The sequence below is a fragment of the Actinomadura miaoliensis genome (assembly GCF_039536785.1).
GTDB classification, from domain to species: Bacteria; Actinomycetota; Actinomycetes; order Streptosporangiales; family Streptosporangiaceae; genus Spirillospora; species Spirillospora miaoliensis.
Window position 1 is genome coordinate 337,363 of the sequence record NZ_BAAAZG010000047.1, and the last position, 20,619, is coordinate 357,981.

The following is a 20,619-nucleotide window of genomic DNA, read 5'->3' on the forward strand; positions in this document are numbered from 1 at the left end:
GACGGCGACGCCGCCGCGGGCACGGGCACGGAGTCGGAGGAACCCGGCATCGAGCTGCTGCGGCGCCTGCTGGCCGAACGGGTCGAACTGCCGCCCGAGACCGTCGCCGACGACAGCCGCCCCCTGGACGACCTGCACCTGAGCTCCATCACGGTCGGGCAGGTCATGAACCAGGCGGCGCGGCTGCGGGGCCTGCCGGTGACGCAGGCGCCGACGAACTTCGCCACGGCCACCGTGCGGGAACTCGCCGACGCCCTCGACACCCTGGCCGAGACCGCGCGGTCGGGGGACGCCGACCGGGCGCCCGTGGTCGCCGGGGCCGCCGCGTGGGCGCGCTCGTTCGTTGTCGACCTCGCCGAGGAGCCGCTGACGGGCCGTCCCGTGACCGCCGAGGCGGTCCCCGGCCAGGCGCCGATCCCGGCCGACCTGCCGGTCACCCCCGAGGCGGGACCGTGGGAGGTGCACGCCACCGGCGGGCATCCGCTCGCCGAGCCGCTGCGCCGGGCGCTGGAGCGCGCCGATCTCGGCACCGGCGTGCTGGTGTGCCTGCCCCGCGACTGCACCGAGGAGCAGCTGAAACCGGCGCTGGAGGGCGCGCAGCGCGCGTTGCGCGGCCGGCCGGGCAGCCGCTTCGTCCTGGTGCAGGACGGTCACGGCGCATCGGCGCTGGCCAGGACGCTGCGGCAGGAGGCGCCCGCTCTCCACGTCACCGTCGTGCACACCCCGTTCACCGGCGACGCGGTGGACCGGGTGGTGGCGGAGGTCGCCGCGACGTCCGGGTTCAGCGAGGCGCACTACGACGCCGAGGGCGTCCGGCGCGTCCCCACGCTGCGGGCGATGCCGGTGCGCGCGGCGCGTGCCGTCCCGGCGCTGGACGACTCGGACGTGCTGCTGGTGACCGGCGGCGGCAAGGGCATCACCGCCGAGTGCGCGCTGGCCGTCGCCGCCGACACCGGCGCCGCCCTGGCGCTGCTCGGCCGGTCCGACCCCGCCGAGGATGAGGAGCTGGCGGCCAACCTGCGGCGGATGGCCGACGCCGGGGTGCGGGTCCGCTACGCGCGCGCCGACGTCACCGACCCCGCCCAGGTCGGCGCCGCCGTCGAAGAGCTGACCGGCACGCTCGGGCCCGTCACCGCCGTGCTGCACGGCTCGGGCCGCAACGAGCCGGGCGGCCTGGCCGGGCTGGACATGGAGGCGTTCCGGCGCACCCTCGCCCCCAAGATCGACGGGCTGCGGGCGGTGCTGGACGCCGTCGCGCCGGAACGGCTGAAGCTGCTGGTGACGTTCGGCAGCATCATCGGCCGGGCCGGGCTGCGCGGCGAGGCGCACTACGCCACCGCCAACGAACGGCTCGCCGACCTCACCCGCGAGTTCGCCGCCCGGCACCCCGGCTGCCGGACGGTCTGCATGGAGTGGTCGGTGTGGTCGGGCGTCGGCATGGGCGAGCGGCTGTCGGTCGTCGAGGGCCTGGAGCGCGACGGCATCACCGCGATCACCCCCGACCAGGGCATCGAGATCATGCGGCGGCTGGTCGCCGACCCGGACGTGCCGCCGGTGGTGGTGATCAGCGGCCGGACCGGCACCATCGACACCGTCCGGCACGACCGGCCCGAGCTGCCGCTGCTGCGGTTCGTGGACCGTCCCCTGGTCCACTACCACGGCGTCGAGCTGGTCACCGAGGTGGAGCTGAACGCCGGCTCCGACCCGTACCTGGCCGACCACCTGCTCGACGGGAACCTGCTGTTCCCCGCCGTGATCGGGATGGAGGCCATGGCGCAGGCCGCCGCGGCGGTCACCGGACGGCAGGACCCGCCGGTCATCGAGGGCGCCGAGTTCCAGCGGCCCATCGTCGTGCCGCCGCAGGGCAGCACGACCGTCCGCGTCGCCGCCACGGTCGTCGACGACGACGCGGTGCGGGTGGCGATCCGCAGCTCCGAGACCGGGTTCGCGGCCGACCACTTCACCGCGCGGCTGGTGTACTCCGGCGCCCGGCCGCCCGCCGGGCCGCCCGAGCAGGTCGGCGACGAGTTGCCCGCCGTGTCCCTGGACCCGGCCGCCGAGCTGTACGGCAGCGTGCTGTTCCAGGGCGCCCGGTTCCAGCGGCTGCGCGGCTACCACCGGGCCGCCGCGCGCCACGTCGACGCCGACGTGGCCGCCGAGCCGGCGCAGGGCTGGTTCGCCGGGTTCCTGCCCGGTGCGATGCTGCTCGCCGACCCGGGCATGCGGGACGCGCTCATGCACGGCAACCAGGTGTGCGTCCCCGACGCGACGCTGCTGCCGTCCGGCATCGAACGGGTGCACCCGGCGGGCCCGGACGTCACCGGCGACCTGCGCTACTGCGCCACCGAACGGGAACGCGACGGCGACACCTACGTCTACGACATCGCCGTGCGCGACGCCACCGGCGCCGTCGTCGAACGGTGGGACGGCCTGCGCCTGCGCGCCGTGCGCAAGGGCGACGGCCGTGGCCCCTGGGCGGTCCCGCTGCTCGGCCCCTACCTGGAACGCGAGGTGGAGGACCGGATCGGCGTGCGCGTGGCGGCGGCCGTCGAACCGGACGACGGATCGGGCGGCTCGGACGGCGGGTCGGGCGGCGGCGTCGAGGGACGCCGGGCCGCGACCGCGCTGGCCGCCGGGCGGGCGCTCGGGCACCCGGCGGAGATCCGGTACCGGCCGGACGGGCGCCCCGAACTCGGCGACGGCCGCACGATCTCGGCGTCCCACGGCGCCGGGGTCACCCTCTGCGTCGTCGCCGACGGCATCGCCGCCTGCGACGTCGAGACGGTGACCGGGCGCTCGGAGACCGACTGGGACGGGCTGCTCGGACGGCACGCCGCGCTGGCCGGGCTGCTCGCCGCCGAGACCGGCGACGACCGCGACACCGCCGCCACCCGCGTCTGGTCGGCGGTCGAGTGCCTGCGCAAGGCCGGGCTGCCCGCCGACGCCCCGCTGGCCCTCGCGCCGGGACGGGCGGGCGCGGACGCCTGGACCGTCCTGGCCTCCGGCTCCCTGCGCGTCGCGACGCTCGCCACCACCCTGCGGGACCGTCCCGGGCGGACGGTCCTCGCTGTCCTCGCGGAAGGACGGACCTGAGCATGCCCGACCCGACAACGCCCCCGACCATGCCCCCTACGAACATGGACGACCACGACTACTACGAGTACCGGCACACCGTCGGCTTCGAGGAGACCAACCTCGTCGGCAACGTCTACTACGTCAACTACGTGCGCTGGCAGGGCCGCTGCCGCGAGCTGTTCCTCAAGGAGCGCGCCCCGCAGGTGCTGGCCGAGCTGCGGGACGACCTGAAGCTGTTCACCCTGAAGGTCGACTGCGAGTTCTATGCCGAGATCACCGCGTTCGACGAGCTGTCCATCCGGATGCGGCTGATCGAGCTGGCGCAGACCCAGCTGGAGTTCGGCTTCGACTACGTGCGGCTCGACCCCGGCGGCCTGGAGACCCTGGTCGCCCGGGGCCGCCAGCGGGTGGCGTGCATGCGCGGCCCCAACACCCGCACCGCCCCCGCGCGCGTCCCCGAGTCGCTCGTGCGGGCCCTGGCGCCGTACACGCCGCAGCCGCGGGTCAAGCTCGGGAGCGCGATGTGAGCATCCATTCCAGGGCAACCGGACCCGCGGCCACCGCTGCCGACGCCGTCGACGCGCCGGACCCCCGGCTGCTGCGGCGGACGCTGGGCGAGTTCGCCACGGGCGTCACCGTGGTCACCGTCGGCGGCGGCACGCCGCACGCCATGACGGCCAACTCCTTCACCTCGGTGTCGCTGGACCCGCCGCTGGTGCTGGTCTGCATCGGCCACCAGGCCGTCATGCACCGGCGGCTGAGCACCGGCTACTTCGGCGTCTCGGTGCTGGCCGCGCACCAGGAGGAGATCGCGCGGTACTTCGCCGACCTGTCCCGGCCGCTCGGCGCCGCCCAGTTCGAGGGCGTCGACTGCGACATCGGCCCGCAGGCGGGGGTCCCGCTGATCGGCGGCGCCCTGGCCCGGTTCGAGTGCCAGGTGTGGAACGTGCACGACGCCGGAGATCACACGATCTTCCTCGGCCGGGTGCTGTCGATGGACCGGCCCGGCGCCGGCCGCCCCGAGGCGCTGCTGTTCTACCAGGGCCGCTTCCACCGGCTCGGGCCGGACGCCGTCCCCGCACCGGACGCCGTCCCCGCACCGGACGCCGTCCCCGGCCCGGACGCCGGCGAGGTGACGTCATGACCGCCACCGGCAGGAGCACCGGCTCCCGGCGCGCGACCCCCGCGCGCCGGGAGCCCCCCGGGCCCTCGTGGACCGCGACCCCCGGGCTGCTGCGCAGGCTCGCGCTGGACCGGCTCGGCCTGATGAGCACGGCCGCCGCGCACGGCGACGCGGTGCGCCTGGCCATCGGGCCGCGCCGGCTCTACTTCTTCAACCACCCCGACCACGCCAAGCACGTGCTGGCCGACAACAGCGGCAACTACCACAAGGGGATCGGGCTGGTCCAGGCCCGCCGGGCCCTCGGCGACGGACTGCTGACCAGCGAGGGCGAGCTGTGGCGCGAGCAGCGCCGCACCGTGCAGCCCGCCTTCCAGCACAAGCGCATCGCCCAGCGGGCCGGCGCCATCGTCGACGAGGCGGCCGGGCTGGTCGCACGGCTGCGGGCCCGCGCGGGCGGGGGACCGGTCGACGTCGTGCACGAGATGACCGGGCTCACGCTCGGCGTCCTCGGCCGCACCCTGCTGGACGCCGACCTCAGCGCCTACGGGTCGATCGGCGCGTCGTTCGAGGCCGTCCAGGACCAGGCCATGTTCGAGATGGTCACCCAGGGGGCGGTGCCCACGTGGCTGCCGCTGCCCGGGCAGCTGCGGTTCCGGCGGGCCCGGCGCGAGCTGGAACGGGTGGTCGCCGACCTGGTCGCCGGACGCGGCGCGCGCGCCGACGAGGGCGACGACGCCCTGTCCCGGCTCATCGTGTCGGTCCGGAGGGAGGGCGACCCCGCCGTCGGGCGCCGCCGGCTGCGCGACGAGCTGGTGACGCTGCTGCTGGCCGGGCACGAGACGACGGCCAGCACCCTGGGGTGGACGTTCCACCTGCTCGACCGGAATCCGGCGGTGCTGGAACGGCTGCGCGCCGAGGCCGTCGACGTGCTCGGCGACCGGCGTCCCGTGCTGGACGACCTGAACCGGCTGACGTACACGGCCATGGTGCTGCAGGAGGCGATGCGCCTGTACCCGCCGGTGTGGATCCTCACCCGCGTGGCCCAGGCCGAGGACGACGTCGGCGGCTACCGGGTGCCGGCCGGTTCCGACGTGCTGGTGTCCCCGTACGCGCTGCACCGCCATCCCGCCTTCTGGGAGGCGCCCGACGTCTTCGACCCGGACCGTTTCGCCCCGGAGCGTTCGCAGGACCGGCCCCGCTACGCCTACATCCCGTTCGGCGCCGGGCCCCGGTTCTGCGTGGGCAGCCACCTGGGGATGATGGAGGCCACCTTCGTCCTGGCCATGGTGGTGCGGGAGCTGCGGCTCACCCACGCGCCCGGCCACCGCGTCGTCCCGGAGCCGATGCTGTCGCTGCGCATCCGCGGCGGCCTGAAGATGAACGTCACGACGATCTGACAGCCGCCCGGAGGCCGCGTGCCTCCGGGCGTCCCCATGCCCCGGCGCCGGGTCACCGCCCGGCCGGGCCCACAAAAAAGGGCCCCGGGCCGGTGATTTTCACCGGCCCGGGGCCTTTGCGTACGCGGTGGCGCGGCGGGCGGTCAGCTCGCGGTGGCGCTCAGCGCGACCCGGCGGGTGTCCAGCAGCGCCAGTAGCACCGGTGGGTCGAGGGTCCGCATGGGCCGCAGCCCGATGCGCACCGGCCGCAGCAGGTGCCCGTGCCGGACGGTGAGCGGCCCGTGCACGGCGACGGTCGGCGGCGTCTCGCCGATGACGTACTCCTCACCGGGGACCACCGACTGCGCCAGCAGGTACCAGTCGCCCTCGGGCACGTTGTCGAGCCGGAACGGTCCGGGGCCGCCGAGCACCGTACATCGGGCCGGCCGTCCCTGCGGGATGGTGTCCGGGAAGAGCCCGATGAAGATCGTCCCCTCCGCGCCGTCCCCGTCCCCGTCGCCGTCGTCCTGCTGGAACACCTCCCCGTGGATGCTCATCGAGTGCGCCGACGAGCGGTGGGTGTCGACCGGGATGCTGGGGGCGAAGCCGCGCAGCTGCCGGTACGCGGTCGGGGACAGGCCCACGCTGCTCTTGAACCGCGAGCTGAACGTGCCGACGCTGCTGTAGCCGACCTTGTGGCTGATCTCGGTCACGCTGAGGGAGGTCGACAGCAGCAGCCGTTTGGCCTCCTGCAGTCGGACCGCCGACAGGAATCGGCCGGGCGACACCCCGGTGGCCCGCTGGAATATGCGGGTGAAATGGAACTTGCTGAACATCGCGGTCCGCGCCATATCGTCGATGGTGATGGGCTCGCTGATGTTCTGGTGAATGCTGTCGATGACTCGCTGGACGCTTTCTTCCGCGTGGCCACCCATGGTCTTCTCCGTCACATGCGTCGACTCGGGCTGAATGGGGAGCGGGCCTCGTTGAGCAGTGCGGCCGTGAATTCGCGATTGCGGGGGCTTGGCTGACCGGGAGTCAGCATATCAAATAATCTGCCGAAGTCCCCGGTGCGTTGAACGCCCGGGATAACGTGTTTATCGGATCACCGTCCGTAAAATGCGGTGCGTATCGCCTGGTCGGAAAATGGTTGCGCGCAATGCGGTGGCGGTGCGCGGGCGGCGGCACCGCATATTGTTAAGCCGATTCGCAAATGTTCGCCGGCCCGGACATGACGAACCCGATGGCCCGTCCGCCGGCCACCGGGGTGCGTTCGAGGGGGCAGGCGCGGTGCGGCGCCCACGCGGCGGTGCGCGCCGGTCTCAGGGGGAGGGGTTCGCCCGCTCTTCGAGGGTGTGGGCGAAACGCTCCCAGCTGTCGGCGCACTGGCGGGCGATGAGGGCGATGGTGGCCAGGCGGTGCGGCGGTATCGCGTCGACGAGCACGTACCAGTCCGCGACCGTCAGCGACCGGGTGTTCAGCAGCTGCAGCAGCCTGCGGCCCAGCACGCTCTGGCGCAGGGAGGGGTCCTTGGTGAGCTGCTGGAGGAGCGGGGACAGGTCGACCGGCGCGTCCTGTCCCTCGTCCGCCTTCGCCGGGGGCGCCGTCGCGTCGCGCGCCGTGGTGTCGATGCGCACCTTCTCCAGCGCCTCGTCCCGCGGCCGCCGGGCCGCCTCGGCGGCGCGGCGCAGCCCCGCGGGCACCGGGTCCTGGCCCTCGCGCATCCTGCGCCGCACGTCATGGGCGGTTCCCACGGACACCCCGGCGATCCGCGCGATCTCGCGCAGGGGGGCGTCGGGGCGGCGGTCGATGACCTGGGCGGCGCGCAGCCTGCCGTCCACCCCGCTCATCGGTCTGGTCCTGCCGTCGACGCCGGTTCTGGCGTTCAACTCCGGACCATCCGCGGTCGAACGCTGACGCAGCGCCGCGACGGTCTTGGCCGCCAGCCCGGCGCGCTGCCCGATCGCCCGGTCGGACCAGTGCGGGCGGGCGGCCAGGATGCGCAGGGCCGCCGCCTTGCGGTCGGCCAGCGGCAGCGGCAGCCCGTGCCGGGTGTTCTCCGCCACCGCCCGGATGAAGGCGTCCTCCTCGTCGCCGTAAAAGAATTCGACCTCGATTTCCTGGCGGCCGCCGAGTGCGGCGGCCCGCAGCCGGTGCACGCCGTCGATGATGCGCAGCGTCGAATGGTGCACGAGAATGGGCGGCAGGCGCTCCTCGGTCTGGTGCAGGCGGTGCACGTGTTCCTCGTCGACGTCGCGCCGTATGGCGAAGTCGCCGCGCAGTTCCGAGATCGCCAGGACGGCGGCCGTCGGGGCGGGGGCGGAGGGCGTGGGCGCCGGCGGACTTTCGGGATCAGCTGCACGCGTGCTGGTGGACCACAGACTGTGAATCCGCTTCACTTGATCTCTCGTCCCCCGTTCGTCGCAGCGTTGCCCAGGGAGCGCTGAGCCGCCGGTGCCCTCCGACGACCCGACTGGGGCGATCAAGTCCAAAAGATACCCGCGGTCCGGCTTTTGGCAATACTTCGGTGATGCTGGAACGGGTCAAGGCGGAGTGTCCGACGCGTTACACACGGTGTCGATGTGGGGCGTGTGGTGCGCCGGGACGCGGAGGAAACGGCCGTCATGCCGTCACGTGGCCGAAAGAGGCAGTGACAGTTGCGTTTCCTCCCGTTGACAACGTGTCCGGGCGGCTACCCGGCGTCGACGGTGTCGAGATACTTCATGACGTCCGTCCTGCGTTCCGGGCGCAGCAGGCCGGGCAGGATCAGCCGCCACATCGTGGCGTTGAACCGCCGCAGGTCCAGCTCGGTCTCGCCCGCGCGCACCCGGCGCTGCATCCCCGACAGGGCCGAGACGATGAACTCGGCGACGACCCGGGAGTCGATCTCCTGCATCATGTCGCCCTGCGCCTTGGCCTCGTCGAACAGCCGCTCGATGCTGGCGATCCAGGGGTCGAACAGCACCGGCGCCGAGGGGCCGATCTGGTCGCGCTCGCAGGCCAGCCGGGTGCTGGCCCGGGTCATCGGGTTGCCGCCGAGATGTTCCACGATCCGCTGCGACATCTCGATGAGCAGCCTGATGGCCTGCGGGTGGGACGGGCGCAGCGTGGCCGCCATCTTGGGCAGCAGGTCGCGCTGTTCCCGGATGACCGCGGCGGCCAGTTCCTCCTTGGAGGAGAAGTGGAAGTACAGAGCGCCCTTGCTCACCGAGCGGCCCGCCACGACGTCCTGGAGCCGGGTGCCCTGGTATCCGCGAGCCTCGAAGAGCTCGGCGGCTGCTGTCAAGATCGTGCGTCTGGTCTGGGCCGCGCGTTCCTGCATGCCGTGAGCTGCTCTCTTCCCAGTTGTGATCGGGGAAACGTGATCTTATAACAGCGCTCGGTGTAAAGGTATAGAGGTGCCGGTTTTCTCGTGCTGACCGGCTCCTGTCAAGGGCTGGTGCGTTCCCTCCTCGGCGGGCCGCCGATCGGTCGGATCCTCCCGGTCGAAACCGGCCGAACGGCGTCGCGCGCCGCGTCCGCCGCCGGCCGCGCGCACGCGGGCTGACGTGCGCGGACGGTCGCCGCGCGGCGACGGCACGCTCAGAGATGCGGGCGTTGCGGGCGCCTTCGACCATGGGACCTGGGGAGACAGGGCAGGCGAATTCCCGGCGGAACCGCCATGGCCGGTCAAGTGATCGCGATCGTCCCCTTCTTTGCTGACCCGAACCCGCCGCGGTGGCCCGGCCACCCGGCGGAGCGACCCGAGCGTGCTTTCCCTTGCCGACGACAGGAGGTGTCACCGTGCCATCGGATGCCCAGACCGACGCGCAGGCGCGGAACATGACGATCGAGGCGTTCGCCGACACGATCGTCCCCGGTGAGAAACGCTGGCCGGCGGACCGCGCGGTGGCCGGGGCGGCGCCCGGTCCCGGCGCCGTGGCGGCCGGCGCCCTGGAACTGCTGGAGTGGTCCGCCACGGGCGTGAGCGACGGCCTGGACGAGCTCGCCCGCCTGCTGAACGCGCACGCCCGCACGCACGCCGAGGTCCGCGGACTGACCCTGGACGAGCAGGTCCCGCCGTTCGTGGCGCTGCCGTTCGCCGAGCGGACCGCGCTGGCGCGGGCACTGCTGGCGCCCGGCCACCCGGAGAAGGAGATCTGGGTGTCGCTCGCGCTGTTCAGCAACATGGCGTTCGACTCCGCCGCGCACATGCACACCCGTGACGCGATCGCCGCGGGACACCCCGGCATCGCCGCCATGGGACTGGCCGACCCGGACGGCGACGGGCTGTGGCGGTTCCCGCAGTACGGCTACGGCCGGAAGCTGGCCGACACCCATCCCGCCACCACCGAATCGGGGAGCCTGGCATGACCGCTGTGGAGAAGACCGACGTCCTCGTCGTCGGCAGCGGGTTCGGCGGCGCCATCGCCGCCTACCACCTGGCCGCCGGGGGCGCCCGCGTGGTCGTGCTCGAACGCGGCCCCTGGCTGGAGGGCAAGGACTTCGAGCACGACTTCAAGCTCGGCTCGTCCTACACGCGCATCTTCGACTTCGTGGTCGGCGACGGGATGAGCGTGCTCGGCGGCAACTGCGTGGGCGGCGGCAGCGTCGTCTACTTCGCCGCGATGCCCCGGGCCCCGCGGTTCGTGTTCGAACGGCGCGGCGGGATCGGCCGCAGGATGTGGCCGAAGGACATCAACCGGGACACCCTCGAACCCTGGTACGACCGGGTGGCCGAGGCGATGCCCGTCACCCGCCAGGACTGGGACGACGTCACCTACGCCGGCGGCCTGTGGGCGGCCGCGTGCCACCATGCCGGTCACACGGCCAACCCCGTCCCTGTCGCCATCGACACCGAGATGTGCACCAACTGCAACTGGATGATGGCGGGCTGCCGGTTCGACGCCAAACGCTCGCTGCTGTTCAACTACCTCCCCGCGGCGCTCGCCCACGGGGCGCAGATCCGGCCGCTGCACGAGGTGCAGCACCTGTCCCGCACCGACGACGGCGGCTACCGGGTGCACTACGACCTCATCGACGAGGAGGACTACCGGATCCGCTCCGCCGGCGGCGCGATCGACGCCAAGATCGTGATCCTGGCGGCGGGCGCGGGTGCCACCCCGGTCATCCTGCAGCGGTCCGAGGCGGCGCTCGGCCGCATGCCGCACGCCGTCGGCCGGTACTTCTCCGGCAACGGGGAACGGCTCAACACCGCCGTCATCGACGAGGACGCGGTGCGCGACGTGCTGGGGCTGGAACGCGGCGACGGCCTGGCCTACGCCGCCAACCAGATCGGCCGCGGGCCCGTCGTGGCCAACTGGGACCGGCTCGACGGCTCCCTGCCCGAGTACTCCCGGTTCTCGCTGGAGCAGTTGTACTTCCCGCCCGGCCTCGGCACCATCCTCGCCCAGGTGCCGGACGCGTCCGGCCCGTCCTGGTTCGGCGTGGAGAAGAAGGAGATGCTCAAGCGCTGGCAGTCGTGGCTGACCATCTTCATCATGTCCGAGGACGACAACGAGGGTGTGTTCGGGCCGCCGCCCGCCACCGGCAACGCCATGCGCATCTCCCAGCAGATGCTCGGCCGCGGCAGCCTGCGCTACCACCCCACCGCCAACACCATCCGCGGCTGGACCGAGGCCGACGCCGCCGTGCGGAAGATCATCGAGGGCGCCGGGCTGGGCAGGGTCATGCCGTGGACGAACGACGTGGTGGGCGCCTACACCGTGCACCCGCTGGCGTCCTGCCGCATCGGCGACGACCCGGCCACGTCCGCGCTGGACGACCGGCACGAGCTGCGCGGCCATCCCGGCATCTTCGTCACCGACGGCTCGGCCGTGCCGGGCGCGCTGACGGTCAACCCCGCGATGACCATCGCCGCGCTCGCCGAGCGCGCGATGCCCGGCATCGTGGGCGCCGCGCGCGACCGGGGCGTCCCGGTCACCTACGGCGCCCCCGCCCCGAGCGGCGAGACCGCCGGGCGCCGCGCGACCGCGCCGCTGGTGCCGGGCCTGGCGCGCGGCTGACGCAGCGGGCGGTCCCGATGAGCACGCTGTTCGCGCGGGCCGCCCGTAAGGGCGCCCAGGAGCAGGTCCGTCACGTCCGCGTGGTGCGCCACGACGCGGCGCGGGGACGGGTGGCCGAGGTGTACGCGCAGGTGGAGCGGGAGTTCGGCATCCTCGCGCCGCCGGTGATCCTGCATTCCCCCGTGCCGGACGTCCTGGCGGCCGTGTGGATGACGCTGCGGGAGACGCTCGTCGCCACCGGGCGGGCGGACCGGGCGGCCAAGGAGGCGGTCGCGGCGGCGGTGTCGCTCGGCAACCGGTGCCCGTACTGCGTGGACGTGCACGGCATGACGCTGTACGGGCTGGTGCGCGGGCGTGACGCCGCCGCCGTCGCCGAGGGGCGTCTCGACGCGGTCGCCGATCCGCGCGTCCGCGCCGTCGCGACCTGGGCGCGGGACCTCGGCGGGCCGGGGCGGCGGCCGTTGCCGCTGCCGGCCGCCGAGGCCGGCGAACTGGCCGGGGTCGCGGTGGTGTTCCACTACCTCAACCGGATGGTCAACGTGTTCCTGGGCGAGTCCCCGTTCCCGCCGGGCCTGCCGGCGCGGGCGCGGGGCGGGCTGATGCGGGTGATCGGCCGTTCCCTGCGGCCGAACTCGCTGCGGCACCGCGAGCCCGGAGCCTCGCTGCCCCTGCTGCCCGCCGCCCCGCCGCCCGGCGACATGTCCTGGGCGGCGGGCGCGCCCACGGTGGCGGACGCCTTCGCGCGGGCGGCGGCCGTGGTCGACGCGGCGGGCGGGCGTTCGGTCCCGGCCGCGGTGCGGGAGATGGTCGCGGCCGAGCTGGCGGACTGGGACGGCGCGCCGCCCGGCCTCGGCCGATCCTGGACCGAACGGCCGCTGGCCGGGCTGCCGGACGCCGACCGGCCGGCCGGACGGCTGGCGCTGCTGACCGCCATGGCGTCCTACCAGGTCGACGCCCGGGTGGTCGAGGAGGTACGCGAGGGCGGATGCGACGACGCGTCCCTGGTGGAGCTGGCCTCCTGGGCCGCCTTCACGGCGGCCCGCCACGTGGGGAGGCCGGCCTAGAAACCCGGAGGGATCGCCACGTCCGCCTGTGCGGGCGTGGCGATCCCTCCGGCGTGTTCGCGGGGGACGCGAAGCGTCACTCCAACGGCAACCGGTACGCGCCGACGACCGAGGCCCCCTGCGGCGACGGCGGTTCGGCGCAGCGGCCGGCGATGTCGCGCTGGAACTCCTTGAACGCCGCCACCTCCGGCAGCGGATTGGCGTCGCCTTCGACCACCGCCACGTGCACGAACGTCACGCCGTCGGCCAGGCGGAAGGCCGCGTACCGCAGCCCGTCCGGCCGGTCGGCGGCGAGCTGGGCGAACACCTGCTCGATGAGCCGCTGGTTCTCGTCGGCGGCCTCCGGCCGCGTCCGGTACTGCACCACCACTGTCTGCACGGGGGAACCTCCATCCCTTTCGTCGGGTCTGTGTGCGTTCGTCGGATCTCTGTACGGAAACGCGGCCATCCCGGTCGGGCGGGGCGCCCGACCGGGATGGCGTCGAGGGTCAGCGGCTGTGCGCGGCGGCCTTGGCCGTCAGGTAGACCGGCAGCGTCTTCCAGCCGTTCATGATGAACGTGCCCTGCGGCTCCAGCTCGTGGTCCTCCACGGCCAGCGTCAGGTCGGGGAACCGCTCGAACAGGGCGGGCAGGGCGATCCGCGCCTCCAGCCGGGCCAGCGGCGCGCCGAAGCAGTAGTGGGTGCCGTGGCCGAAGCTCAGGTGCTCCTTGTCGGCGCGGGTGATGTCCCACTTGTCGGCGGTGTCGCCGTGGACCGCCGGGTCACGGCCCACGGCGGCGTAGCCCATCAGGATGGGGTCGCCCTTCTTGATCGTGACGCCGTCGACCTCGATGTCCTCCACCGCGAAGCGCAGCGGCAGCATGTTGATCGGCGACTCGGCCCGAAGCGTCTCCTCGATCACGTCCTCCCAGGTGGCGCGGCCGTCCTCGACCATCGCCCGCTGCTCGGGGTGCGTCAGCAGCTTGTGCACGGCGTGGGTGATGAGGTTCATCACCGTCTCCGACCCGGCGCCCAGCACCACGAACAGCGTGCCGATCAGCTCCGAGTCGCTCAGCCCCACGCCGTCCTCCTTCTCGGCGTGGATCAGGTCGGTGGTCAGGTCGTCCTGCGGCGACTTCCGCTTGGCGTCGATCAGGTTCTGGAACTGCTGGGTCCACATCCGGACGTTGGCCTCGGCCTCCTCCGGGGTGATGGAGGAGTCCGTGGTCACCTCGCCGCCGCGCAGGATGTCCGCGCGGTGCTCCTCGGGGATGCCGAACAGGTCGCAGATGATCGCGGCGGGCAGCCGGTAGGAGAAGTTGCGCTTGAGGTCCACCGGCTCCCCGGGCGGGAAGGCGGCCAGGTCGTCCAGCAGCCGGGCCACGGTCTGCTCGACGTAGGGCTGCATGGACCGGATGCGGCGCGGCGTGAAGGCCTTGACGACGGGCTTGCGCAGGCGCGCGTGCTCGGCGCCGTAGGCCGTGGTCATGTTCTCCATCGACGGCCAGCTGGACAGCGGCCAGTCCTGGCCGATCTCGCCGTTGATCCAGGCGGGCCAGTGCTGGCGGGGGTTCTTGGAGACCCGCGGATCGGTCAGCAGCTGCATGGCGAGGTCGTGGCCGACGACCGTCCATGCCTGGACCCCCTGTGGGAGCTCCACCCGAGCGACCTGGCCCTGCTCGCGCAGGACGCGGCCCTCGGCGTGCACGTCCCGACCCGTGGTGTCGAGGACGACGGGGCAGCGGCTTTCCATCGAATCCTCCCATGAGGCATTTCGGCGTTGATTCAATACAGACCGTAGGTGCGCCGTGTCATTTCTCTCATCTCGGAGAATGCCTTCTTCGGTGTTGCCGGATCCGGTGGTCCGCACCGGCTTTCCCTTTATTGTTGTTCGGCCCTGGGTTAGCGTCATTTCGAGTTGATCGATGCGCCTGCCCGACGGGGACGGTGCGCATGCCCGGGAAAAGGAGGGCTTTTCGTGGAACCGTTCCGGATCGAGATTCCGCAGGCCGACCTGGACGAGCTGCGGCGGCGGCTGGACGCCGTCCGCTGGCCGGCGGACCCGCCGGTGGCCGGCTGGGAGCGCGGCGTGCCGCCCGGCTACCTGAGGGAGCTGGCCGAGTACTGGCGCGACAAGTACGACTGGCGCCGGGCCGAAGCGCGGCTGAACGACTTCCCGCAGTTCCGCACCGAGATCGACGGCGTCGCCGTGCACCTGCTGCACGTGCGCTCGCCCGAGCCGGACGCGCTGCCGCTGGTCCTCACGCACGGCTGGCCCGGCTCGGTCGCCGAGTTCCTGGAGGTCGCCGGCCCGCTCACCGACCCCCGCGCGCACGGCGGCGACCCCGCCGACGCCTTCCACCTGGTGATCCCGTCGATTCCCGGATACGGGTTCTCCGCGCCGCCCCGCGAGCCCGGCTGGAACATCGGCCGGATCGCCCGCGCGTGGGCCGAGCTGATGCGGCGGCTGGGCTACGACCGGTACGGCGCGCAGGGCGGCGACTTCGGTTCGCTGATCTCGCTGGAACTCGGCCGGACCGATCCCGCGCACGTCGTCGGCGTGCACACCAACATGCTCATCACGATGCCGTCCGGCGACCCGGAGGAACTGGCCGGGCTGGACGAACGCGACCAGCGGAAGGCGGCCGTCCTCGCGCGTTTCGACAGCGAACTCAACGGCTATTTCAAATTGCAGGCCACCCGTCCCCAGACGCTGTCCTACGCGCTCACCGACTCGCCGGTCGGGCAGCTGGCCTGGATCGTGGAGAAGTTCCGGGAGTGGACCGACTCGGCGTCGGTGCCCGAGGACGCGGTCGACCGCGACCAGCTGCTCACCAACGTCATGCTCTACTGGCTGACCGGCACCGCCGGGTCGTCGGCCCAGCTCTACTACGAGTACGTCCGCGAGCAGTTCGCCGCCGCCCCGGGCACCGTCCCGCCGATCACCGTCCCCGTCGGCGTCGCGGTCTTCCCGCACGACATGCTGGTGCCGATCCGCCGGCTCGCCGACCGCGACATCCCGACCATCGTGCACTGGACCGAGTTCGACCGGGGCGGCCACTTCGCCGCCATGGAGCAGCCCGCGCTGCTGGTCGACGACGTCCGGACCTTCTTCCGCTCCCTCAGGGGCTAGCCGCCGCCCGGGGACCGGCCGGTGGGCAGGGACCGGCCGCCGGGGCGCCGGCGCGCCTACGGCGCGACCTCGGAGCCATCGGCCGCGTCGACCACCGTGATGGCCTCCATCGGGCACGCCTCGGCGGCCTCCACGACGGCCTCGTCCGCCACCAGGATCTCCTGCAGCGGACGCGCGCCGTCGTCGGTCAGCTCGAACCGTTCGGCGGCCAGCGCGACGCAGTTGCCGGACGACACGCACGCGTCCCGGTCCACGTGGACCTTCCAGCGGGTCTCACCCATCGCCACCCCTCCGATCCGTCCCGTCGGCGGACAGCGGCATCGTCACACGGCCCGTACCGCCCGGCACCTCCTGGAATGCGGTCATCGGCAGCGCAACGGCGAAGATGCGCGCGCCCCGGGGCGCTGCGACGCTCGTGGTGACCGCGGGCCGCGCCGCGCGGCATGTGCGGCGTCTCGACGAAGAGGACTTCGATGCGCGTTTTGTTCGTGACAGCCGCCTTCAAGTCACATCTGTACGTGCAGGTGCCGCTGGCGACGGCGTTCCGCAACGCGGGCCACGACGTGCGGGTGGCGGCGCCGCCGGAGATGGTCGACGCCATCGCCGAGACCGGGCTGACCGGCATCCCGGTCGGCACCACGATCCCGCTCGACGTGATGATGGACCAGGCCGAACCCGACCGGGGGCCCGACCGGTCCGGCCTGCCGGTGCGGCGGCCGCCGCAGACCGACTACACCAGGGACGACCCGTTCGCCGAGCTGGAGACGACCGCGTTCGGCGGCCGCACCCTGTTCAACCACGACGACACCTTCGAGGACCTGGTGCGGTTCGCCCGCGACTGGCGCCCCGACGTGATCATCAGGGACCCGTTCATGTACTGCGGGGCGGTGGCCGCCCGCGCCAGCGGCGCGGCGGACGCCCGCATGCTGTTCGGCGCCGACACCCCCGCCCAGATCCGGGCCGACTGCTACGGCGCGCACGGCGGGCTCCACCGCAGCGACGGCCGGCCCGACCCGCTGCGCGACTGGCTGGAGCCGATCCTGGAACGGTACGGCTGCGCGTTCGACGAGGAGGTCGTGCTCGGCCGGTGGACGGTCATCGGGTGGCCGCCCTGGACGTGGCGGCCCACGGACGTCCACTACCTCCCGACGCGTCCGGTGTCGTACCACGGCCCGCACACCGTCGAGGAGTGGATGTACCGGCGCCCCGACCGGCCGCGCGTCTGCCTGACCCTCGGCATCTCCCACCGGGACCTGGGGTTCGGCCACTCCGCCTCGATCGACACGCTGTTCGAGGCGGTCGCCGACCTGGACGCCGAGATCATCGCCACGTTCGACGACAAGCAGCTGGCGACGGCGTCGGCGATCCCGGACAACGTCCGCCCCGTGGACTTCGTCCCGCTGAACGTGCTGATGCCGACGTGCTCGGCGATCGTGCACCACGGCGGCTACGGGCCCATGACGGCCGCGCTGGAGCACGGCGTCCCGCAGCTGATCGTGCCCAACATCTACTGGAGCGAGAAGTGGTGGGGGCCGGTCGCCCTCGCCAAGGGGCTGGAGGAGCAGGGCGCCGGCGCCTACGTCGCCGACGCCGACCAGGTGACCGCCGACCTGCTGCACGACCACCTCGTCAAGGCGCTCACCGACCCGGCGATGGCCGAGAACGCGGCCCGGCTGCGGGACGAGCACTTCGCCGTGCCGGGCCCCAACGACACCGTGCGGGTGTTCGAGAAGCTGATCGCCGAGCACGCCCGCGGGGAGTCGTGATGCAGTACGGACCTGGCCACGCCGAGTTCTACGACCTGGTGTTCCGCGACCGCGGCAAGGACTTCGCGGCCGAGGCGCGGGCGCTGGCCGGGATGGTCCGCGACCGGGCGCCCGCCGCGCGCTCGCTGCTCGACGTCGCCTGCGGCACCGGCGCGCACCTGGAGACCTTCCGCGAGATCTTCGACGACGTGGCCGGCGTGGAGCTGGCGGACGCCATGCGGCGGGTCGCCGAGTCGCGGCTGCCGGGGGTGCCGCTGCACGCGGGCGACATGCGCCGGTTCGACCTCGGCCGGACGTTCGACGCGGTGGTCTGCGTGGGCAACTCGGTGGCCTGCATGCCCACCGCGGACGACCTGCGGGCCGCGATCGCCCGGATGGCCGGGCACCTGGCGCCCGGCGGCGTGCTCGTCGCCGAGCCGTGGTACTTCCCGGCCGACTTCATCGACGGCTACGTCGACGGGCACCAGATGAAGGCCGACGGCCGGGTCATCAGCCGGATCACCCGGTCGGTGCGCGAGGGCGACCGGACCCGCATGGAGGTGCGGTTCACCGTCGCCGACCGCGAGGGCATCACGGACTTCACCGAGGTGCTGCACGTGACGCTGTTCGAACGCCACGAGTACGAGGCCGCCTTCACCAAGGCCGGATGCTCGGTCGAGTTCGTCCCGGCGCTGCGGCTCGCCAACGGCAGGCCCAACGGCCCCGGCCTGTTCGTCGGGGTGCGCCGGTGACGGCGCCGGCCCGGACGACGTCCGTCACCCGGGATTCGGCCGCGACGCGGGATTCGGCCGAAAAATGTCCCGGGCGGATGTCGAACCGGGCCGCCCGGCTCCGACCTCTGCAGTGAGGCGCCCGGGTGGGGCGCATCGGGACGTGCCGGCGTCGCGCGAGCGCCGGCGCGGGGAGGAGACCTCATGGGACAGCCAGTGGTTCACTTCGAGATCATCGGCAGCGATCCGGGCAAGCTGCGCGGCTACTACGGTGACCTGTTCGGCTGGGAGTTCCACACCGGCGACGCGGCCACCGAGAAGGTGTCGGCGCCCGGCGAGTACGGCTTCGTACAGGGCGGCGAGGTGGTCGAGGCCACCGGGACCACCGGCATCCCCGGCGGCGTCGGCGGCGGCCCCGGCTACCAGCAGCGGGTGCTGTTCTACGTGGGCGTCGACAGCGTGGAGGAGGCGCTGGCCAAGGCCGAGAGCCTGGGCGGCAAGCGGGTGATGGGCCCCGAGCCGGCCGAGGGCGGCGCGTTCACGGTGGGGCATTTCCTCGACCCGGAGGGGAACCTGATCGGCGTGGCCGGCCCGCCCGCCTGAGCCGGACCGCCCGTACGGCGCCGCCGGAGCCGCCGCACGCCGGGCCCGGCGTGCGGCGCCCCGCGCGGCGCCGTACCCCACCGTGATCCGAGGGAGCCGAGAGTGAAGTACCTGCTCTTGATCTACAGCAACCCGGAAAGCGTGCGCTCCCCGGTGTCCCCGCCGGATCCGGAACTGCTGGCGGTGCCGGCGGACGAGCGCGAGGAGCTGACCGCGCAGTTCGAGGCGTTGCGCAAGGAGATCACCGAGTCCGGCGAGCTGGTGGCCGGGGCGGCGCTGGGCGACCCGCTGAGCACCAGGACGACGCGCGTGCGGGGCGGCGTCCCGGCCACCACCGACGGCCCCTACCTGGAGGCCAAGGAGCATCTCGCGGGATACTTCGTGGTGGACTGCGACGGCCCGGAACGGGCGGCCGAGATCGCGGCGCGGTTCCCCGGCGCCCGGTTCGCCGCCGTCGAGATGCACCCGATCATGAGCATGTCCGGTCAGGAGATGTGAGCGGCGACGACAGGTGGATCGAGGACCTGCTGCGCCCGCTGGCGCCGCAGGTCCTGGCCGCGCTCGTGCGGCACTACGGCAACTTCGAGACCGCCGAGGACGCGGTGCAGGAGGCGCTGCTGGCCGCCGCGACCCAGTGGCCCGAGCGCGGGGTGCCCGACAGCCCGTCCGGGTGGCTGATCAGGGTCGCCTCCCGCCGGATGACCGACCAGCTGCGCAGCGAACGGGCCAGCCGGCACCGCGAGGAGCGGATCGCCTCGCGGACCCCGCCGGACGAGCTGCTCGCCCTGGCCGCCGACGCCGACCTGCTCGGCGAGGACCTCGTCCACGACGACGACACCCTCACGCTGCTGCTGCTGTGCTGTCATCCGAGCCTGACGCCGCCGTCCCAGATCGCGCTGACGCTGCGCGCGGTCGGCGGACTGACCACGGCGGAGATCGCGCGGGCGTTCCTGGTGCCGGAGTCGACCATGGCCCAGCGCATCAGCCGCGCCAAGCAGCGCATCCGGGCGACCGGCGCGCAGTTCCGCATGCCGCCCGAGCCCGAGCTGCCGGACCGCCTGCGCGCCGTGCTGCACGTGCTGTACCTGATCTTCAACGAGGGCTACACCGCCACCTCGGGTCCCGAGCTGCAGCGCTGCGACCTGACCGCCGAGGCGATCCGGCTGACCCGGGCGGTGCGGGCGATGCTGCCGGACGACGGCGAGGTCGCCGGGCTGCTGGCGCTGATGCTGCTCACCGACGCGCGGCGGGCGGCCCGCACCCGGCCCGACGGCAGCCTGGTCCCGCTCGCCGAGCAGGACCGCAGCCGGTGGAACCGGGCGTCCATCAACGAGGCCATCACCCTCATCACCCACACGCTGGCCCGCGCCCGGCTCGGCCCCTACCAGCTCCAGGCGGCCATCGCCGCGGTGCACGCCGAGGCCGAACGCGTCGAGGACACCGACTGGCCGCAGATCGTCGCGCTCTACCAGATCCTTGAGGAGCTGGACCCCAACCCCATGGTCACCCTCAACCACGCCGTCGCCGTGGCGATGGTGCGGGGGCCGCGGGCCGGCCTGGCCCTGCTGGAGCCGCTGGACGCCGACAACCGGCTGTCCGGGCACCACCGGCTGCACGCCGTCCGGGCCCACCTGCTGGAGATGGCCGGTGACCACGAGGGCGCCCGCGCCTGCTACCGAACGGCCGCCCGCCTGACCACCAGCCAGCCCGAACAGCACTATCTGCAGACGCAGGCGGACCGGCTCGCCAAGGACCGCGAATAGCGACGGCGGCCGCCGTGGGGC

General features: G+C 73.3%; 19 protein-coding genes. 13 read left to right on the top strand and 6 right to left on the bottom strand.

Going from position 1 to position 20,619, the window contains the following annotated elements; translation table 11 throughout:
- The 4 genes from ABD811_RS30810 to ABD811_RS30825 all read left to right on the top strand — a co-directional run.
- Window positions 1-3,093, top strand: a 3,093-nt coding sequence (locus ABD811_RS30810) for an SDR family NAD(P)-dependent oxidoreductase (protein ID WP_344954770.1), incomplete at its 5' end; no start/stop codon positions are given.
- Between the two features lie 2 nt (window positions 3,094-3,095).
- On the top strand, window positions 3,096-3,602 hold the full coding sequence (locus ABD811_RS30815; protein ID WP_344954772.1) for an acyl-CoA thioesterase: 507 nt from the start codon (window positions 3,096-3,098) through the stop codon (window positions 3,600-3,602).
- A complete protein-coding gene (locus tag ABD811_RS30820; RefSeq protein WP_344954774.1) occupies window positions 3,599-4,219 on the top strand; it encodes a flavin reductase family protein in 621 nt (206 codons plus the stop codon). Before ABD811_RS30815 ends, ABD811_RS30820 begins: the two co-directional genes overlap by 4 nt.
- The gene (locus ABD811_RS30825; RefSeq protein WP_344954776.1) at window positions 4,216-5,595 is read left to right on the top strand and encodes a cytochrome P450; all 1,380 of its coding nucleotides are present in this window, start codon (window positions 4,216-4,218) and stop codon (window positions 5,593-5,595) included. The genes ABD811_RS30820 and ABD811_RS30825 overlap by 4 nt, the downstream gene beginning before the upstream one ends.
- A 143-nt stretch (window positions 5,596-5,738) precedes the next feature.
- Here the strand turns inward: ABD811_RS30825 and ABD811_RS30830 are convergent, their stop codons facing one another.
- The 3 genes from ABD811_RS30830 to ABD811_RS30840 all read right to left on the bottom strand — a co-directional run bounded on the left by ABD811_RS30830 (window position 5,739) and on the right by ABD811_RS30840 (window position 8,896).
- Window positions 5,739-6,509, bottom strand: coding sequence for a helix-turn-helix domain-containing protein (locus ABD811_RS30830; RefSeq protein ID WP_344954778.1), 771 nt, complete (start codon window positions 6,507-6,509; stop codon window positions 5,739-5,741).
- A gap of 387 nt (window positions 6,510-6,896) precedes the next feature.
- On the bottom strand, window positions 6,897-7,973 hold the full coding sequence (locus tag ABD811_RS30835; RefSeq protein ID WP_344954780.1) for a ParB/RepB/Spo0J family partition protein: 1,077 nt from the start codon (window positions 7,971-7,973) through the stop codon (window positions 6,897-6,899).
- A 293-nt stretch (window positions 7,974-8,266) separates the two neighbouring features.
- On the bottom strand, window positions 8,267-8,896 hold the full coding sequence (locus ABD811_RS30840) for a ScbR family autoregulator-binding transcription factor (protein ID WP_344954782.1): 630 nt from the start codon (window positions 8,894-8,896) through the stop codon (window positions 8,267-8,269).
- 461 nt (window positions 8,897-9,357) lie between these two features.
- Here ABD811_RS30840 and ABD811_RS30845 point away from each other — a divergent pair, with 461 nt between their 5' ends.
- The 3 genes from ABD811_RS30845 to ABD811_RS30855 are packed head-to-tail and all read left to right on the top strand — an operon-like array spanning window position 9,358 to window position 12,643.
- A complete protein-coding gene (locus tag ABD811_RS30845; protein ID WP_344954784.1) occupies window positions 9,358-9,927 on the top strand; it encodes a DUF5987 family protein in 570 nt (189 codons plus the stop codon).
- The gene (locus ABD811_RS30850) at window positions 9,924-11,579 is read left to right on the top strand and encodes a GMC family oxidoreductase N-terminal domain-containing protein (RefSeq protein WP_344954786.1); all 1,656 of its coding nucleotides are present in this window, start codon (window positions 9,924-9,926) and stop codon (window positions 11,577-11,579) included. Before ABD811_RS30845 ends, ABD811_RS30850 begins: the two co-directional genes overlap by 4 nt.
- A gap of 17 nt (window positions 11,580-11,596) precedes the next feature.
- Window positions 11,597-12,643 carry a carboxymuconolactone decarboxylase family protein gene (locus ABD811_RS30855; protein ID WP_344954788.1) on the top strand — a complete coding sequence of 349 codons (1,047 nt, stop codon included), beginning with the start codon at window positions 11,597-11,599 and terminating at the stop codon, window positions 12,641-12,643.
- Between the two features lie 76 nt (window positions 12,644-12,719).
- Here the strand turns inward: ABD811_RS30855 and ABD811_RS30860 are convergent, their stop codons facing one another.
- Both ABD811_RS30860 and ABD811_RS30865 read right to left on the bottom strand, forming a co-directional pair.
- Window positions 12,720-13,022, bottom strand: coding sequence for a hypothetical protein (locus tag ABD811_RS30860; protein ID WP_344954790.1), 303 nt, complete (start codon window positions 13,020-13,022; stop codon window positions 12,720-12,722).
- A 109-nt stretch (window positions 13,023-13,131) separates the two neighbouring features.
- The gene (locus ABD811_RS30865; protein WP_344954792.1) at window positions 13,132-14,376 is read right to left on the bottom strand and encodes a cytochrome P450 family protein; all 1,245 of its coding nucleotides are present in this window, start codon (window positions 14,374-14,376) and stop codon (window positions 13,132-13,134) included.
- 225 nt (window positions 14,377-14,601) lie between these two features.
- Between ABD811_RS30865 and ABD811_RS30870 the strand changes: the two genes are divergently transcribed.
- Window positions 14,602-15,756 (top strand): epoxide hydrolase family protein, encoded by a 1,155-nt coding sequence (locus ABD811_RS30870; RefSeq protein WP_344954794.1) that lies wholly within the window; start codon window positions 14,602-14,604, stop codon window positions 15,754-15,756.
- A 56-nt stretch (window positions 15,757-15,812) separates the two neighbouring features.
- Here the strand turns inward: ABD811_RS30870 and ABD811_RS30875 are convergent, their stop codons facing one another.
- Window positions 15,813-16,037, bottom strand: a complete 225-nt coding sequence (locus ABD811_RS30875; RefSeq protein WP_344954796.1) for a ferredoxin — start codon at window positions 16,035-16,037, stop codon at window positions 15,813-15,815.
- 192 nt (window positions 16,038-16,229) lie between these two features.
- Between ABD811_RS30875 and ABD811_RS30880 the strand changes: the two genes are divergently transcribed.
- The 5 genes from ABD811_RS30880 to ABD811_RS30900 all read left to right on the top strand — a co-directional run bounded on the left by ABD811_RS30880 (window position 16,230) and on the right by ABD811_RS30900 (window position 20,598).
- A complete protein-coding gene (locus tag ABD811_RS30880; RefSeq protein WP_344954798.1) occupies window positions 16,230-17,522 on the top strand; it encodes an activator-dependent family glycosyltransferase in 1,293 nt (430 codons plus the stop codon).
- On the top strand, window positions 17,522-18,253 hold the full coding sequence (locus ABD811_RS30885) for a class I SAM-dependent methyltransferase (protein ID WP_344954800.1): 732 nt from the start codon (window positions 17,522-17,524) through the stop codon (window positions 18,251-18,253). Before ABD811_RS30880 ends, ABD811_RS30885 begins: the two co-directional genes overlap by 1 nt.
- A gap of 183 nt (window positions 18,254-18,436) precedes the next feature.
- Window positions 18,437-18,835 carry a VOC family protein gene (locus ABD811_RS30890; protein ID WP_344954802.1) on the top strand — a complete coding sequence of 133 codons (399 nt, stop codon included), beginning with the start codon at window positions 18,437-18,439 and terminating at the stop codon, window positions 18,833-18,835.
- A gap of 102 nt (window positions 18,836-18,937) precedes the next feature.
- Window positions 18,938-19,333: a YciI family protein gene (locus ABD811_RS30895; RefSeq protein WP_344954804.1), complete on the top strand. Its 396-nt coding sequence runs from the start codon at window positions 18,938-18,940 to the stop codon at window positions 19,331-19,333.
- The gene (locus ABD811_RS30900) at window positions 19,330-20,598 is read left to right on the top strand and encodes an RNA polymerase sigma factor (RefSeq protein WP_344954806.1); all 1,269 of its coding nucleotides are present in this window, start codon (window positions 19,330-19,332) and stop codon (window positions 20,596-20,598) included. The genes ABD811_RS30895 and ABD811_RS30900 overlap by 4 nt, the downstream gene beginning before the upstream one ends.
- Window positions 20,599-20,619 lie beyond the last annotated feature (21 nt).

What these genes read in the sequence shown, in the direction of transcription:
- ABD811_RS30815 (WP_344954772.1), top strand. Translation starts at nt 3,096, where the DNA reads ATGCCCGACCCGACAACGCCCCCGACCATGCCCCCTACGAACATGGAC.
- ABD811_RS30825 (WP_344954776.1), top strand. Translation starts at nt 4,216, where the DNA reads ATGACCGCCACCGGCAGGAGCACCGGCTCCCGGCGCGCGACCCCCGCG.
- ABD811_RS30830 (WP_344954778.1), bottom strand. Translation starts at nt 6,509, where the DNA reads ATGGGTGGCCACGCGGAAGAAAGCGTCCAGCGAGTCATCGACAGCATT.
- ABD811_RS30840 (WP_344954782.1), bottom strand. Translation starts at nt 8,896, where the DNA reads ATGCAGGAACGCGCGGCCCAGACCAGACGCACGATCTTGACAGCAGCC.
- ABD811_RS30850 (WP_344954786.1), top strand. Translation starts at nt 9,924, where the DNA reads ATGACCGCTGTGGAGAAGACCGACGTCCTCGTCGTCGGCAGCGGGTTC.
- ABD811_RS30855 (WP_344954788.1), top strand. Translation starts at nt 11,597, where the DNA reads ATGAGCACGCTGTTCGCGCGGGCCGCCCGTAAGGGCGCCCAGGAGCAG.
- ABD811_RS30865 (WP_344954792.1), bottom strand. Translation starts at nt 14,376, where the DNA reads ATGGAAAGCCGCTGCCCCGTCGTCCTCGACACCACGGGTCGGGACGTG.
- ABD811_RS30875 (WP_344954796.1), bottom strand. Translation starts at nt 16,037, where the DNA reads ATGGGTGAGACCCGCTGGAAGGTCCACGTGGACCGGGACGCGTGCGTG.
- ABD811_RS30880 (WP_344954798.1), top strand. Translation starts at nt 16,230, where the DNA reads ATGCGCGTTTTGTTCGTGACAGCCGCCTTCAAGTCACATCTGTACGTG.
- ABD811_RS30885 (WP_344954800.1), top strand. Translation starts at nt 17,522, where the DNA reads ATGCAGTACGGACCTGGCCACGCCGAGTTCTACGACCTGGTGTTCCGC.
- ABD811_RS30890 (WP_344954802.1), top strand. Translation starts at nt 18,437, where the DNA reads ATGGGACAGCCAGTGGTTCACTTCGAGATCATCGGCAGCGATCCGGGC.